This window comes from Streptomyces sp. NPDC001604 (genome assembly GCF_042893475.1).
Taxonomy (GTDB): domain Bacteria; phylum Actinomycetota; class Actinomycetes; order Streptomycetales; family Streptomycetaceae; genus Streptomyces.
In genome coordinates this window covers 23,738-40,065 of the sequence record NZ_JBIAUY010000027.1, presented here as the reverse complement: position 1 = coordinate 40,065, position 16,328 = coordinate 23,738, and the positions used below count along the sequence as shown (strand labels likewise).

General features: G+C 70.3%; 11 protein-coding genes. 2 read left to right on the top strand and 9 right to left on the bottom strand.

What is annotated here, in order from left to right; translation table 11 throughout:
- Positions 1-74: 74 nt before the first annotated feature.
- A complete protein-coding gene (locus ACFY1E_RS44200) occupies positions 75-527 on the bottom strand; it encodes a cold-shock protein (RefSeq protein ID WP_389087263.1) in 453 nt (150 codons plus the stop codon).
- A 265-nt stretch (positions 528-792) separates the two neighbouring features.
- Here ACFY1E_RS44200 and ACFY1E_RS44195 point away from each other — a divergent pair, with 265 nt between their 5' ends.
- Positions 793-1,230 (top strand): hypothetical protein, encoded by a 438-nt coding sequence (locus ACFY1E_RS44195; RefSeq protein ID WP_389087260.1) that lies wholly within the window; start codon positions 793-795, stop codon positions 1,228-1,230.
- Positions 1,231-1,409: 179 nt separating this feature from the next.
- Complete coding sequence (locus ACFY1E_RS44190) at positions 1,410-3,590, top strand: MMPL family transporter (protein ID WP_389087258.1); 2,181 nt, start codon at positions 1,410-1,412, stop codon at positions 3,588-3,590.
- Positions 3,591-3,660: 70 nt separating this feature from the next.
- Here ACFY1E_RS44190 and ACFY1E_RS44185 read toward each other — a convergent pair whose 3' ends face one another.
- From ACFY1E_RS44185 to ACFY1E_RS44150, 8 genes are all read right to left on the bottom strand, one after another.
- Entirely contained in the window at positions 3,661-3,975 is a 315-nt protein-coding gene (locus ACFY1E_RS44185; protein ID WP_389087256.1) for a hypothetical protein, read from the bottom strand.
- A gap of 307 nt (positions 3,976-4,282) precedes the next feature.
- On the bottom strand, positions 4,283-5,809 hold the full coding sequence (locus ACFY1E_RS44180; RefSeq protein WP_389087254.1) for an FAD-dependent oxidoreductase: 1,527 nt from the start codon (positions 5,807-5,809) through the stop codon (positions 4,283-4,285).
- A gap of 83 nt (positions 5,810-5,892) precedes the next feature.
- Positions 5,893-6,573, bottom strand: a complete 681-nt coding sequence (locus ACFY1E_RS44175) for an O-methyltransferase (RefSeq protein WP_389087251.1) — start codon at positions 6,571-6,573, stop codon at positions 5,893-5,895.
- A gap of 70 nt (positions 6,574-6,643) precedes the next feature.
- Entirely contained in the window at positions 6,644-7,480 is an 837-nt protein-coding gene (locus tag ACFY1E_RS44170; RefSeq protein ID WP_389087249.1) for a hypothetical protein, read from the bottom strand.
- A 312-nt stretch (positions 7,481-7,792) separates the two neighbouring features.
- Positions 7,793-10,987 carry an amino acid adenylation domain-containing protein gene (locus ACFY1E_RS44165; protein ID WP_389087246.1) on the bottom strand — a complete coding sequence of 1,065 codons (3,195 nt, stop codon included), beginning with the start codon at positions 10,985-10,987 and terminating at the stop codon, positions 7,793-7,795.
- 440 nt (positions 10,988-11,427) lie between these two features.
- The gene (locus ACFY1E_RS44160; RefSeq protein ID WP_389087244.1) at positions 11,428-12,063 is read right to left on the bottom strand and encodes a DUF1707 domain-containing protein; all 636 of its coding nucleotides are present in this window, start codon (positions 12,061-12,063) and stop codon (positions 11,428-11,430) included.
- Between the two features lie 106 nt (positions 12,064-12,169).
- Entirely contained in the window at positions 12,170-13,036 is an 867-nt protein-coding gene (locus ACFY1E_RS44155; RefSeq protein WP_389087241.1) for a 3-hydroxyacyl-CoA dehydrogenase family protein, read from the bottom strand.
- Positions 13,037-13,109: 73 nt separating this feature from the next.
- The gene (locus ACFY1E_RS44150) at positions 13,110-16,208 is read right to left on the bottom strand and encodes a condensation domain-containing protein (RefSeq protein WP_389087239.1); all 3,099 of its coding nucleotides are present in this window, start codon (positions 16,206-16,208) and stop codon (positions 13,110-13,112) included.
- Between the last annotated feature and the right edge of the window lie 120 nt (positions 16,209-16,328).

The following is a 16,328-nucleotide window of genomic DNA, read 5'->3' as shown; positions in this document are numbered from 1 at the left end:
CGCTTCGCCACAAGGGTGCGGCGCCGCACGAGGCGGCTGCCCCGAGCGGATCGGCACGCGTCACATGCTCACCGTCAGTCCTCGACCCAGCCGTGCCGCCTCCCGGACTGCACCAACTGCGCCCGGATCTCCACAATTTGACGTCCTGTCAGCTCTGGCGCCGAGGCCAGTAGGAGCTCGGTCACCTCTCGTGTGTACTCGGCCGAACCGAGTACGTCGCACATCGTTTCCTGGTTCTCCTCGGACGACGGACCGCCCGTCGCCCCCTCGGATGCCGCTGGGATGCGCGGCCGGGACACCACCGCCTGCCCCGCCGAACCGAGCGTCTGCGCAAGCCGGACCCGGGAGGCCTTCAGCCCGCGGTCACCGTCCTCGACCTCGAATTCCACCGCGAGTCCCGAGCGCACGGACGACTCGGGAATGAGCAGATCGTTCACGTGCAGGAAGACGTCCTCACCGCCATGTTCCGGCGCGATGAACCCATAGCCGCGCGTCCCGTCGAAGCGGATCACCTGACCGACAGTCACCACAAACCCCCTGCACAACACCGGGCACCCTGCCCGACCACCTGCGCTGGAGCGTAACAACGGTCACGTCCACGGTTCGCTCCAGTTGAACGCGTGGTTCCGTGGGCGACCGCCGAAGTTGAACGCTCCGGGGAACACCTTGCCATCGCCATATTGGATTCGGAGGTGGGGCTGGCCCCACTCCCCCGTACGTCCAGGCCCATACCGCCACACGCCCGCGCTCCGTAGCGTCGACACCACGACGAGACGGAGAAAGAAGGACATCATGAACGCCAGCGACACCCCTGCCGGATCGGCGTACTTCGACGGCGCCCGCACCCAGGAGGCCTTCAGCCAGCTGAAGAAATACGTCGGCCTCTACGGCATGGTCTGCGCCATCGTGCTCGCGACCACCGCCGTGATGGCGCTCACCGGCCACACGACGACCGGTTTCATGTGGATTCGGGGAGCCATTCTGCTCGCCCTCGCCCCGGTGCTCTACCGGAGCGCCGTCCGCGCCTCGCAGGGAGTGCGACGGGACTACGAGCGTCTGAGCAAGTTCTGCGTGATCCTGCCGATCGCGATCATCGGCATCGACCTGATTCCCGGTCTCTGCCCCACCTGGTACGCCGGGATGCAGGGTGTGTCCGCCCTGGGCCTGATCGGGGCCGCCGTCATCGCCCGCGGCTCCGTGCTGCGCGCCGCCTTTCCGAAGAATTCCTGAGAACGGCTCTGCCTTTCAGGTCGCGAGTCCGGTACGAGGCACTGGTGCGATCAGACCGCAAGGCAACCACTCCCAAGCCAATCCTTCGGCCGGCCCGACGAGGAGCGCCGGCCGACTCCGCCGATGCCCGGGGCCGCTTCCCGAGCAGCGGTGACCTTGCCATCCAGGAGGACCCCCGCATGTTCCGACGCGTTGGGAGCGCTGTCGTCCGGCACCCCGTCTGGACGATCGTGGCCTGGCTGATCGCGGCGGTGGCCATCGTGGCCACCGCGCCCAGCCTGCCCTCGAACAGTGACGAGAGCAGTTTCCTGCCCAAGAGCTACGAATCCATCAGGGCGTCAGACGTCCAGCAAAAGGCGTTCCCCGGCGCCTTCACTCCGTCGGCCATCGCGCTGTACCAGCGCACCGACGGCGGCAAGCTGACCGCCGACGACCAGCGGGACGCCGCCCGGATCACCACCGAGCTGGGCCAGAAGCACGTCGACCAGGTGCAGAAGGTCGTACCCGGGCCGCCGTCCAAGGACGGCAGGTACACCATGACCCTGGTTCAGATGAACAGGAAGACCGCGGGTCAGCCCGCGCAGATCGACGCTGCCAAGGTGTTGCGCGACGACGTCAAGCAACTGGTCAAGGGCACACATCTCCAGGTCCAGCTGGGCGGTCCCGCCGCGCAGGCACTCGACCAGCAGGACGCGTCCAAGCGCGGCGACGCCCTGGTCGGGTTCGGTACCTTCGCGATCATCCTGGTGAGCCTGCTGATCATCTTCCGGGCGCCGATCCTGGCCGTACTGCCTCTCATCCTGATCGGTCTGGTGTCCGCCGTCGCCAACGGCCTGATCGCCTATGCCACCAAGCTGTTCGGTCTCGAGGCCAACAGCTCGATCTCGTCGATCCTGATCGTCGTCCTGTTCGGCGTGGGCACGGACTACTTCCTCTTCCTGATGTTCCGTTACCGCGAACGCCTGCGCGCCGGTGACGAGCCCAAGCAGGCCATGGTCAATGCGGTCGCGCGGGTCGGCGAGGCCATCGCCTCGGCGGCGGGGGCGGTCGTCATCGCCTTCCTCGCGCTGGTGCTGTCAACTCTGGGCTTCCTCAAGCAGATGGGCCCGGCGCTCGCCATCGCGGTGGCCGCCACCCTGGTCGCGGCGCTGACCCTGATCCCGGCCGTGGTGTCGCTCATCGGGCCGAAGGTCTTCTGGCCCTCCAAGTCCTGGAAGCACGAGGCGAGCAACGCCCGCTTCGCCGCCCTCGGACGGGGCGTACAGCGCCGCCCGGCGCTCACCGCGGTGGCATCCGGCCTCGTCCTGGTCGTACTGGCTCTTGGCGCGCTCGGCTACAAGGCCACCTTCGACCTGGCATCCGGCTCGATGCCCAAGACGAAGGAGTCCATGGTCGTCCAGGACCGGATGCAGAAGGCGTACTCGGCCGGCGCCGCCGCGCCCACCGACGTCTACCTGTCGAGCACCGACGGCAAGCCGCTGGACAAGGCCGGTTTCGACGCGTACACCGGGAAGCTCGCCGCCGTAGACGGCGTCACCAGTGCCCGCATGTCCCAGCTGAACAAGGAAGGCACCAGCGCGGACTTCACCGTCACGCTCAAGTACGAGGCGTCGACGGACCAGGCGATCGCCGCGGTGCAAAGGGTGCGCGACGTCGCACACTCCCAAGCCCCCGACGGCAGCGAAGCCGTCGTCGGCGGCCTCTCCTCGGTCTACAAGGACATCGACTCCGCGGTCAACCACGACTACCGGACGGTCTTCCCCGTCGCCGCTGTGCTGATCATGGTCATTCTGGGACTGCTGCTGCGCAGTGTCGTCGCGCCCTGGTACCTGATCGCCTCGGTGGGGCTCGGCTTCGGCGCCACCCTCGGGGCCACGGTGTTGATCTTCCAGAACGGGCAGGGGCACTCGGGCCTGATGTTCCTGCTCCCGGTGATCATGTATCTGTTCGTCGTCGCCATCGGCACGGACTACAACATCCTCATGATCGCCCGGCTCCGCGAGGAGGCCCGTGAAGGCCGCGACCCGCGTGAGGCGGCCGGGGTGGCGCTTCGCCACGCCGGTCCGACGGTGGCCGCGGCCGGCTTCATCCTGGCGGCCACCTTCGCCACGATGATGCTGGCGGGCAACGCACTGCTCAGGGAGATGGGCTTCGCGGTCTCCTTCGGTATCGCGATCGCCGCCTTCATCATGGCGATGTTCTTCACCCCGAGCCTCACCGCGCTCATCGGCCACGCCGCGTGGTGGCCGGGCCATGCGGACCGGGCGAGCGACGCGGCCCCCGAGGCAGACGACTCCGCCTCCCCCTCCGAGGAGACCGAGGACCGGTCCGTGCAGGATTCCTCAGAACTGCGCAGCTGAGGGCCTCCGGCAGAACCGCACACAAAGGACCGCCACCTCCCCGGAGGTGGCGGTCGTCGTATGTCGCGCCCTACTTGATCTGGATGTCCGCCGTTTCGCCCCCCGTCTGGACCAGGCGAAGGGTGTGGCTGCCCAGCTTGAGGTCGAGCTTCTTGCTCAGTTGCAGGCTCACGCCATGGGAACTGAGGGTGACGTGGTCGTCGCTGACCTCTTTGACGTTCAGTCGGATGCCCTGGACGTCGACGGACGTCCCGGAGTGCACATGAACGGTGCAGGAGCTGTTCGCACACCGCGAATCGACCTGGTCGGGCACGCCACAGCCGCCCAGTGCGAGCAGCGGAGCAGCGGCCAGAACACATGCGACGAAATACCCAGGGCGGTTCACTGGGACCCTCCTGACGTCTGGTTCCTGAAAGGGGAACGGGTTCGTTACGGCTGCGCTGATCCGCGGGCCGGCAGGCGAACACGTCGGCCGACCGGGAAAAGGTACGTTCGGCCGGACCGCACCCGGTATCCCGCTACGCCCCGTTGCCGGTGGGTCTGGCCCCACCCTCGCGGCGGTGGCCCCGGTCCCTGCACCGGACACCGCCCCGGATACGGGTCGGGGGTGCAGCAACTGGTCGCTGCACCCCACCCCGGTGCCGTGCGCGCAGGCGAGGGCCGCCTGCCTGGTCGACGCGCCTGTGATCCGGTTATCGGCCCTGGAGAGACTGAGGGGCCTGCAGGAAGTCCATGTACTTGAGGACCCCGGCGCTGTCGTCAGCTGTCGTCACCAGTCCGATATAGCCGTCCGGCCGCACCACAACCAGGGTGTCCTCGGCATAGCCGTAGGTCGCAGGACGTTCTTCGAGGTCCACGGTGCGCAGTCCGGCGATGCCGACGGAATGCACCCGGGCCACGGCCTCACGGCAACCCGCCCCCATGCCCAGCAGGGTCGTATGGGGTCCGCGGAAGAGATCGAACAGCCGGGTGCCGTCCGAGCACGGTGAGTCCGGGGCGCGGTCGCCGGCGCGTATCCCCGGACCGTCCTCACCACCGCGAGCAGCGAGGTTCCAACTGAGGGAGCTGTCGCGGTAGTTCAGCCCGAGCTGCATCGTCTCCTCGGTCAGTCCCGCTTCGGCGCCGCCCTTGCCTCCGATCACGGCTTCCGCGATCCGGTCGGCGGAGGCGAGGGACGTACGCAGGGTCCACTCCGCGATCGGCAGGCGCTCCTCCTGGTAGGTGTCCAGCAGGCTCTGGTGGGCCCCGTTCCTGACCACCCTGGCGAGTTTCCAGCCGAGGTTGTACGCGTCCTGTACGCCGGTGTTGGCGCCGAGCGCACCCGCCACGGGGTGCACATGGGCCGCGTCGCCGGCCAGCAGGACCCGGCCGGAGCGCAGTGAATCGACCATCCGGACGTTCTTCCTGTTCACCGACAGCCAGGTCGGATTGCTCAGTTTGATGGGCATTCCGCTGATGCGGTCGACCGCGTCCTGCAGGGCCTCCAGCGACGGGGGCGGGATCGTGCCGTCGGGGGCGGCCGGTGCCGATCCCTGGACCTGCCAGGAGTCGGACCCCGGCAGCGGGCACATCAGGAGCAGGCCGCGCTCCAGGTCGTACCACTGGTACCAGGCGTCATTGGGCAGCCCGTCGACCTCCACGTCCCCGACGTACAGCCACTGGGTGTTGTCCGTGAAGCCTCGGAACTCCAGTCCCAGCTGCTTGCGGACGGTGCTGCCGCCGCCGTCGCACCCCACCAGGTAGCCGAACTCGGCCTCCTCCGTTCCGGACGGGCCCTCCAGTGTGGCGACCACTGCGGTGTCGGTCTGCGTGAAGCCGGTGAGCGTTGTGTCCCGCTGCACTTCACAGCCGACCTCGCTCAGCAGGCCGCGCAGTATCTCCTCGACGTCGTTCTGGCGGATGTAGAGCATTCGGCGATACGGCGCATCGGGGCGCGGCTCGTTGTCCTCGTACGGGACCACCTCGCTGATCAGCTGGTCCCGGAGGTACCGCCGGAAGGGCAGCCGTGTGGTGCCGGCTTCGAGCAGCCTGTCGAGGACCCCGAAGTCGTCGAAGACTTCGAGCGTCCGGGGCTGCACACCGGCCTTGCCGCGCGACGCGGTGGTGAACTGCTTCTGTCGGTCGATGATGCGCACCGGCACACCGCGGCGCGTCAGGTCGTACGCCAGTGAAAGCCCCGTCGGCCCGGATCCCACCACAAGGACCGTTGCTGATGCCATGGGAGTTGCCTACCTTTCAGTCGCCTGTGGTGCCCGGCGCTGGATCCTGGATGTCACCTTCGGTGCAGACGCCTGCCGGCGCCCTACTTCACGACCGCCACGGCGAATCCGTCCCAGCCCTTCCAGGACACGGTCTGCAGCACGGTGGTCTCCAACCTGTCGTCGGCGCTCAGAGCGAGCAGTGCCTCGCGAGCGCCGATCGCATTGGGATCCTCGCTCTTCTCGTCCAGGACCGCGCCGTTCCAGATGATGTTGTCCACCACGACGACAGCGCCGGGACGAGAGAGCTCGACCGCCCACGAGATGTATTCGACGTTGTTTTCCTTGTCCGCGTCGATGAACACGAGGTCGAACGGGGCCAAGCCTTCTTCCTTGATCTTCGGAAGGGACTCCAGTGCCGCCCCGATGCGTACGTCGACGATGTCCGCGAGGCCCGCGCGTGCGATGCTTTCCTTCGCGATCTCGGCATGCTTCGGCTCGTATTCGAGCGTGATGACGTGCCCGTTCGGGCCGACCGCCCGGGCCATCGCGATCGTGCTGTATCCGCCGAGTGTGCCGATTTCCAGGATGTTACGCGCGTTCGCGATTTTCGCGAGCACATAGAGGAACTTGCCTTGCGAGGGCGAAACGCTGGCCGGCGGCAGGCCGTTCTCATCGATCCGGTCAAGAGCTGACTTCAGATGCTCGTCATCACCGACGAAGAGATCCTTGAGGAATATGTCGACACCGGCTATGGCAGACAGGACATCTGCAACATCGCTCATTTTTTCGTCCTCTCGTACGGTGAATTCGATGAGGCGGAACGCCACTGTTCGACAGCGGGGTGGGGCACGCTCACAGTCCGACGTGGTCGACAAGCACACGGACCGCGGCTTCGTCGCGCATGAGGTCGGCGTGGCCGAGGCTGAGCGGGAACCGCCGGCCGAGGACCTTGACGGCGTCGACGACCATGGGGTCCCCGGCCTCCTCCTGCGCCGCGAAGTCGTCGGACGTGATGCCGACGGAGCGCTGCCAGACGTCGCTGGGGTCGACCTGGGCTGCCGCGGAAAGCCACGTCATGTACGACTCGAAGAGTCGGACGACCTCGTCTCGGCGGCTGCCGGACAGACCGATCCGCTGAAAGGCGAGGGTCGCCAGTTCGCGGTAGAGGTCGACGATCTCCACGGCTGCCTCCGCCAGGACGGCGGACGTGCCCTCGACGATCGCGGTGGCGCGTCGGCGGCCCTGTTCGGCCTCTTCCTCGGAGAAGACGGGGCCGGCCATGGCGATCATCTTGTGCATCTCGTTGGCGAGCAGCTGGACGTCGGTCAGCTGCGGGTCGAAGAGGACGACCTTGGGCGTGGTGCTCTGCGTCCCGGTGAGCCGCCGGGCGATCTCGGCGGCGTAGACGCTGCCGACGCAGTACCCGAACACGGCGACGACCTCGTACTGCTCCCAGTCGCCGGCCCGCATCCAGTGCTCGGTGTAGTAGTCGCCGGTGGGCCGGTCGGCCAGTCCCACCGCCGGTGGCACGGTCTGCAGGAACCCGTACTCGGACCATGCGGAGCCCATGCCGGCCACCAGCTCGTCGAACCCGGCCTCGCGCCGCCCGGCGGCCGGGAAGTCGACGCCGAGAATGATCCGGTTCGAGGGGGGCGCGGATATGACGCTCCAGGACTGTGCGTTCGGCATGTGTTTCATCCCATCGTCCTAAGGCGGAGGGTATTTCCGCCACGAATTCGACAACTGCGCGAGATCGGCGTCCTCGACGGACGCCGGGAGTTGCGCGAACAGGAAGTCGGCCGGCGCCGCCTGCGAAGAGTGGTCATATCCAAAGCCGTTCGGCAGATTAACCCGGATACGCCGGACGCCGGTGTCCCGCAATTGAACAGCGGTCTTGGGGGTCGTCCCCGCTCAAAGACGTCCGCGGCGAATGCCGCACCGCGGGTGCGGTCGGCAGGCCCACAGGATGTTCAACTGACGTCTCGGCCACAGACGGTCGCGTCAGCCGGCGTCCTCGGCGACGCTGCGGGCGCGGGCCGCGAGGACGCGGGGGGTGGCGGGCTGCTCGAACATCTGGGACAGCTCGAGCGAGACGCCGCTGATCCGTTCCAGTTCCTGGAGCACGACGGCGGCCAGCATCGAGTGACCGCCGTGCTGGAAGAAGTCGGTGTCGGCGTCCACGTCGTTGCGGCGCAGGAGCGCGGACCAGAGCGCGACGAGTTCGTCGAGCAGCCCGTCGCCCGAACCGGGGCCCGAGCCCCCGGCGGAGGCGTCCCCGGGCGCGTCGGCGCCCGCGCCGAAGGCATGGCCGGCACCGCGGCGCTGCGCGGCGCGCCGCTCCAGCAGCGGATAGTCGATCTTGCCGCTGCCGTTGATCGGCAGGGCGTCCAGGGGCAGGAACTCACCGGGGACCATGGCCCTGGACAGCCGCTCACGTGCGTGGGCCGCGACGTCGTCCGGATCGAGCGCTTCGAGCCCGGTGGCGGGTTCCAGCCAGGCGACGAGGACGCCGTCGCCGCTCGGGTCGCCGACCAGGACCACCGCGACACCACGGACGTGGGGGTGCGTCATCAGCGTCGACTCGATCTCACCGAGCTCGATGCGGTTGCCGCGCAGCTTGACCTGCCGGTCGCTTCGGCCCATCAGATCGATGACGCCGGTCGGCCGCCAGGCGGCTATGTCGCCGGTCCGGTAGTAGCGCCCGTATTCGGGGTGCACGCCGAAGCGTTGGGCGTTCAGTTCCGGGCGGCCGTGGTAGCCGATCGCCACGCCGGTTCCAGCGATGCACAGCTCGCCGCGCAGGCCGACCGGGAGCGGCCGGCCCCGGCCGTCGAGGACGAGCAGGCGGGTGTTGCGGATCGGACGGCCGACATCCAGCCGGCCGGTCGGTTCCTGTGTCACCACGGCCGAGGTCGACCAGATGGTCGTCTCGGTCGGGCCGTAGACGTGGTGCAGCTCGGCGCCTGCGGCGACCAGGCGCCCGGCCAGCCAGGCCGGTACCGGCTCGCCGCCGCACAGCACGATGCGGCCGGACAGCCGGTCGGCGGCCCGGTCGAGCACCAGCCGCCAGGTGGTGGGTGTGGCCTGCACGATCCGGATGGCGTGCCGGTCCAGCAGCGCGCCGAGCACCCGGCCACTGGAGCGTGCCGCATCGGGGCCGGCGACCACGCGCCCGCCGGAGACGAGCGGCACGAACAGCTCCAGGCCGGAGATGTCGAATGCGAACGTCGTCGTCCACAACGTCGCGTCCTGCGGCGTGGCCCGCAGCTCCTCGACGAAGTGCAGGACGAGATTGGCCAGGGCGAGATGGGGGACGAGCGTGCCCTTCGGCCGGCCCGTCGAGCCGGACGTGTACATGAGGTAGGCGCAGGAGTCCGGATCGGTCCACTGGGGCTCGTCGGGCTCGTCGAGCGGGTGCGTCGAGTCGTGGGCCGTCCCGTCCACCGGCGGGGGCTGCAGCACGGTCAGCTGCGCGCCGGGCTCGGCCAGTCCCGCGAGCTGTGGTTCGCCGAGCACGAGGCGCGCGCCGGAGTCGGAGAGCTGGTATCTGATCCGTTCCTCGGGATGAGCCGTGTCGACGGGAAGGTAGGCCGCCCCTGCCAGCCATGTGCCGAGCACCGAGGCGGCCAGGGCGGCACCGCGCGGCAGTGCCACGGCGACGACGCCGCCGGGTGCCACGCCCGCCGCCTCGATCAGGGAGCGGATGCGCTGTGCGGCGAGCCAGAGCGCGCGGTAGGTCACCTCACGCTCGTCCTCCACCACGGCGACGGCATCGGGCGCGGCTGCCACGCGCCGCCAGATCGCCCGTAGGACGGTGTCCGGCTCGACCGGCCCGGCGCTGTCGTTCGCGGCGTCGATGACCGCGTGGTCCCGGGCACTCCAGCCGCGCAGTGCGCCCACGGTCTGGCCGGGCCGGGCGCCGAACGAGCACAGAAGCGCGTCGTAGCGCTCCAGCAGGAACCGGACGTCGGCCTGCGCCAGGACCTCGGTCCGGTAGACGGCCCGCACGCGCAGTCCGCCGTCGGCCGTGGACTCCACCCGCAGTTCGAGGTCCGGCTTCGCGCAGCCGTTCTCCACCTCGACGAGGTCGGCCGGCGCGCCCGCGAGCGTGAACCGTGCAGCGGGTGCGTCCGCGGCGGAGGCGTAGTCGAAGAGCAGGCGGAACATCGCGCTCAGCCGTCCGGACCGGGAGCGCAGCAGTTCCGGCGCATGCGCATCCACGGCCACGTCGGCGTGGGCCTCGGCCTCCCCGGCCACCTCATGGCTGCGTCGTATCAGGTCGCAGATGGGCTCGTCGGGGTCGACCGGGATGCGCAGCGGCAGCACATTGACGTGCGGGCCGATCGTGCGCGCGGATGCGGGCGGCCTCAGGTCGTGGGGAAGGCCGACGACCAGATCGGGCCCGGCACCGTGCGCCTCGAGCAGTGCGCAGTACCCGGCCAGCAGTACCGAGCGCTCGGAGACGGCCAGGTCCTCGCTCAGCCGCCGGACCGCGGCGGCGGCCCCGGGCGAGAGCTCGACGCGCTCGACCGCGCCGGAGAGGGTCGGCCGCTCGGGGTCGGGCAGCGCACAGCCGAGATCGAGCGCGTCGGTGACGGCACCGGCCAGGCGCGCACGCCAGTACTCCAGGCCGGCCGGGCTCGGCGCAGGGGCCACGTACGGGGGCTCGACGGGCTGCGGCTCGGCCGACGCCGGTTGCGCTGCGGCACGTTCGTACTCGGCGACGAGTTCCTCCAGCAGGATGCGGAGGGAAGGAGCGTCCAGGACGAGCTGATGCGCCGTCACCGCGCACATGTCCGCGTCCGGATGGTGCAGCAGCGCCGCCCGGATCAGCGGTTCGCCGCTGATCCGGAACGGCGCGGTGACGTATGGCTCGAGATCGGCGGCAGTCGGGGCGGCGGCCGTCGCGACCTCGGTCAGCTCCGGCCTCAGTTCACCGGGCGCGGTCACCCTGGCCGACAGCCGCGCGCCGTCGGAGTGGTAGACGGTGCGCAGCGCCTCGTGCCGTCGTACGACGGCGGCCAGCGCGGCCCGCAGCGCCGCCGGGTCCACGGCCGCGCCGACCCGGAACGCGACGGACAGGTTGTTGACGGCCGTGCCCGGGACGAGCGCCTCCAGCAGCCACAGCGCGTCCTGCCGAGCGCTTGCGCCGCCGCCGACCACAGCCTCTGTGTCCTGCTCCACGTTGCTGACCACGGGCTCCCCCAGGAATCCAGCTCTTTGTCGGTGAGGTCGGATATTTCGCCGTCGGTGGCAGCGCCGATCTCGCGGAAGCCCTCGGTATGTGGCAGCTGCAGGCGAAGCCGGAGGGAAGGCGGCCGCGCCGCGGGCGAGGGCGGCTCACGGCGCCACTTCTCGTCCGCCTCCGCGGGCTTGTCCGTCGGCTGAGAAATCGCACTGACTTTAGATCGGCGAACCGGAATCAAGGAAACACGGAGGGTTGAGCACGCATCGCGTTCCGCCGGGCGGACGGGACAGTGCTCACCGGCTCGCGCAGCGGTCCGGGGCGTTCGGCGGGCACCGCGAATGACCTCATGAGACAGGTCGCCCTCGTCGGGTTCCGACCCGACGAGGGCGACCTGGGAACGCAGGGCCTCAACGGTGTGCGCCGCTCGGCCCGCGCGGCGAACCCGCCGTCAGCGCAGGTCCCGCGGATAGCGCACGACGAAGTCGCCGCCGCGCAGCCGGCCGGTGACCTCGATCCGCAGGTCCACCGGGTGATTCGGGTCCTGCTGCGGCGGACGGACCTTCAGATCGCCCATGCGCACGATCACGTCGTTGGCCACGACCACGATGCCCGGCCTGGTGATCAGCAGCAGATCGCCTCCGATGCCGAGGTCGACGTCGATCGACAGCACGTCATCGGTCACCACCGCGTCACTGAAGTCGATCTTGGCGTTGCCGACCGTCAGCTTGATCTCCATCCGGCGCGGGACCACCCAGGGCCCGACCCACTCGACCGAGCCGATGCGCTTCTCGATCTTCACGAGGTCCTTGACCGGGATGGGCGATTTCGCGCGCTTCGGCTGCTCCGGCAGATCTCTGGTCAGTGTTGCCAGATCCCGCAGGGTTCGCGCCGTCAGCGCCGACTGCACTCTCTCCTCGAGTTCCTCCAGAGTCAGCCGGCCCTCGGCCGCCGCCTCGCGGATGATCTCCACCACCTGGTCTCGATCGGCGTTCGACGCCCTCATGTCCTCTGCGGCCACGGGCCCGGTGGCATCGGCTGATGACTGTTGTTTGTCCACCAAGCCAGCCTTGCCGGTCCGTCCCACGCAGCACAAGACCGCCCGGCTTGAATTCCCTTTGCGTTCACGGCAGTTCTGCGCGGCGGCCCGTGGGCGCCGAGTGGCACGGCGCCCACCGTGACGGCCGTACGGATCACGCCGTCGCCGTACCGTAGTCGTAGAAGCCCCGGCCGGTCTTGCGGCCGTGGTGGCCGTCCTTGACGAGCTGGAGCATCAGGTCGCAGGGACGGCAGCTCTCGTCGCCGCGGCTCTCGTAGAGCACGTTGAGCGAGTCGACCAGGTTGTCCAGACCGATCAGGTCACCGGTGCGCAGGGGACCGGTCGAGTGCCCGAGGCAGCCTTCCAGCAGGCCGTCGACGACCTCCACCGAGGCGACGCCCTCCTGCACGAGCATGGCCGCGGTGTTGATCAGCGGGTGCAGCAGCCGGTTGATCACGAAGCCGGTGGAGTCGTTGATGACCAGGGACTCGCGGCCCAGCACGGAAAGCAGCCCGACGGCCGCCTCCAGGATCTCGGGGGAGGTCCGGGTGCCGCGGATGACCTCCACCATCTTGATCATGTAGGAGGGGTTCATGAAGTGGACGCCGAGCAGTTCCTCGGGGCGCTGGACCCAGGCGGCCATCTCGTCGATGGAGATGCAGGACGTGTTGGATATCAGGGTGGTGCCGGGCCGCACCAGCGCGGAGGCCGCGGTCAGGACCTGCTCCTTGACCTCGACGACCTCGGTGACGGCCTCGACCACGGTGGTGGCGTCCACGATGTCATCGAGCGAGGCGGTGACGGTCAGCGAACCCTGCGGGCGGTCGGCCGGCAGCACGTCCATCAGCTGGGCGTGCCGCAGCTTCTGCCGGATCGTCGTCTTCGCAGCGGCGAGCGCGGACTCGTCGGTCTCGACCAGTACGACGTCGACGCCGTGCCCCATGGCGAGCGTCGAGATGTTCGTGCCCATCACGCCGGCGCCGATGACGGCGAGGCGGTGCTGTGTGAATTCAGCGGTCATTGACTCATCCCTGCGGTGTCGTGGTCGGTTGGCGACGGCCGGTTCTCCCGCGCCGCGAGCTGCCTTGCCTCGGTCACCCGCGCAGCCTCGCGGCCAGGGCCGCGGGGGTCGGATGCTCGAAGATCTCCTTCAGTTCGAGGGACGTGCCGGTCAGCTCCTGAACCCGGTCGGCCAGGATCGCCGCGGCCAGCGAATGACCTCCGGACTCGAAGAAGTGGGTCCGTGCGGTGACCTCCGCGTCGGGCAGCAGGCTGCGCCACAGCCCGATCAGGTCGGCGCACAGCGGGTCGTCTTCGGCCGGGTCCGGGGCGGGCGCCTCGCCCAGTGCCTTGTCGGCCAGCCGTTCCAGGGCGATCCGGTCGGGGCGGCCGTCGACGGCGCGGGGCAGGACGTCGAGGGGGACGACCCGCCGGGGAACGGCGGGCGCGTCCAGGCCGGCCGCCGCGTGCGCGAGCAGTTGCTGCGCGAGATCGGCTTCGGTGTGCGGGGCTTCGGTGTGCTCGGCGAAGGCGACGATCGCCTGGGTGTCGTCGGGGCGGGCGACGGCCAGGGCTGCGGCCGCGGTCACGCCGGGGTGGTCCAGCAGCACCGCCTCGACCTGGTCGAGGTCGGCCGGGCCGTCCGGGGTGGCTGTCTGCCGACCGGTCCGGCCGAGCAGTTCGATGGTTCCGTCGGAACGCCAACGGGCCTGCACTCCGGTGCGCAGGCGCCGTCCGTACGGCTCCTCGGCCGTGCCGCCGGCGAGACCGGTGCCCGCCAGGCGCAACTCGCCGCGCACGCCGATCGGCAGCTCGCGCCCGTCCGGGGCGGTGACCAGGGCACGCATCCGGGTGATGGGCGCAAGGCGGGGCGCGTGGTCGTCCGTGTCGACGGGCCCTGACAGTACCCGGCCGGTGGCGCCGTCGATGCCGTCGACGCAGCGCAGTCGGCAGCCCGTCGCCAGCAGCCGCCCGGCGGTGGCGCGGGTGATCTCCCCGGCGTGCACGAGGACGGTGAGTCCCGGCAGCCGGTCGCCGAGATCCTCCAGGATGCGGGCCGGGGTGCCGGACGGGACGAGCACGACGGACGCGTCGTACCGGTCGACCGCCGCGCGCAGGGCGGCGCCGCCGGTACGGGCCTGTTCGGGGGCGAGCACGAGCCGAGCACCCGCGCCCAGTGCCAGGCCCAGGTCGAGGATCGCGCCGGGTGTGGCGGGCCGGGCGAGGGAGAGCAGGCCCGTTGCGGGCGTCACGCCGAGTTCGGCGGCGAAGTGCCCGGCGCTGTCGGCGAGTCCCGCGTGGCTCAGCACCCTGGGAACCGGCTGCCCGTCGTCCCCGCCGTCGTGGAACAGGCAGGCGGGCGCGGCCGGGTCGAGGGGAGCGGCGTCACCGGGCGTGGCGGTGCCGGGCGCCGGGGCGGTGTCCGTCGACACGACGACGGGCAGGTCGAGACCGGCCAGGTCGCCCGGCAGGAAGCGGGTCAGACGCACGTCGGCCAGGTCGATGCCCGCTCCGGTCAGCACCGCGGCGGGCTGGGCCTGTTCGATCCGACGGTCGAGCCAGGCGGGATCCTGTCCGGGGTCGAGCGGCAGCAGGACGGCACCCGACCGCCACACGGCGAGGGCGGCGGCCGCCTGCTCCGCGGGGGATACGGCGGTCGCCACCACGTCTCCGGCCTGGACGCCGACGGCGGCCAGCAGCGCGCGGACCGCCTCCGCCTGCTCGTGCACGTCCTGGTAGCTGACGACACGATCGTCCCCGGCCACGGCCACGGCCACGGCCACGGCCCGCGGCGTGTTCGCCGCATGCTCGGCGAACGCCTCGGGGACGAGGGGGTGGGGCGGGCGGCCGGCCGTGTCGTTGGCCCGGTCGACGGCCTGTCGGTCGGGGCCGCTCCATCCTGCCGTCTCGCCCAGTGGCCGGTCGGGGTCCTCGGCGGCGGCGACCAGCAGCGCGTCGAACCGACGCAGCAGCGCCTCCACGTCGGCGCGGGAGAAGATCTCGCGGGAGTACCGGAACAGCAGCTCGCCGCCGGACGGCCTGCCGACGAGTTCGAGGTCGTACTTGCTGTGCGGGCTCTCGATCGGCAGCAGCCTGGCGGGCAGGCCGGCCACGGTCAGCTCGCCGACGGCCATCTCGGGCAGGAAGTTGAACAGGTGCCGGAACAGCGGGCGCTGCCAGGACTGCTCGACGCCGACCGCCGAGCCGGCCAGGTCGTCCACGGAGGTCGGGTGCGCCATGGCGCCGAGGAAGGCGTCGCGAGCCTTGCGGACCAGGGCCCGGAAACCCTCGGCGAAGTCCACCGTGACCCGCAGCGGGACGACGTTGGCGTGGTTGCCGATGGCGCCCTCGCGCGAGCCGCGGACGTCGACCGGCGAGCCGACGACGAGGTCCGGTCCGGCGCCGTGCGCGGCGAGCAGGGCGGTGTACCCGGCCAGCAGGATGGCCGCGACCGGCGCGCGGGCGGTGCGCTGGAGTTGCTGCACGGCCCGCTGCGCCTCGGCGGAGAGGACATGGCCGGCGCTCGCGCCGGTCATGGCGGGCCGGCGCCCGCGCGGCAGGCCGCACCACAGGTCGAGCTCACCGAGCGAGAACCCGCTGAGGGCCTCCCGCCAGTGGGTGAGGTCCGCGGGCTTCGGGCCGGTCTCGGTCAGGGTCGCGCCGGCCGGCGGCGCGGGCACGGGCCGGCCTGCCGCGATCGCGTCGTAGGCGGAGAGGAACGCCTGGAGGAACAGGACCGCGGACGTCATGTCGAAGACCAGGTGGTGCACGGCGACGCACAGGATGTCGCCGTCCGGGTGGCCGGTGGCCCCGATCCGGGCCAACGGCCGTCCGTCGAACCGGAACGGCCGGCTGACGAAGGCCGCCAGGTCCTGCTCCGGACGGCCTCCGGACAGGTCGAGCGGCTCGATCTCGACGCCCGACTCGCCGACGGGGACGACCTGCTTGAACAGGTCCGCGCCGGACTCGAGGAAGACGGTGCGCAGTGCCTCGTACTGCCCGAGCACGATGGCCATGGCCGCCTGCAGGGCGTCCGGCCGCAGCCGTCCGCCTACCTGGAGGGCGACTCCTATGTTGTTGGCCGCGGTGTCCGGAGCCAGCTTGTCCACCATCCACATGGACTTCTCTTTGGCGGTGGCCGCGATGCGGGCGACCGCCGGGGCCGCGGGCGGGATGCTCGTGTCGGAGGTCACGGCGCTCAGAACCCGACGAGGTCGACGAGGGGGCGGCCCGCGGAAAGGAAAATGCGGTTCGACACGCCGACGGATATGACGGACGCTGAATTTTCGTTCGGCACTTAACCATCCCATCAA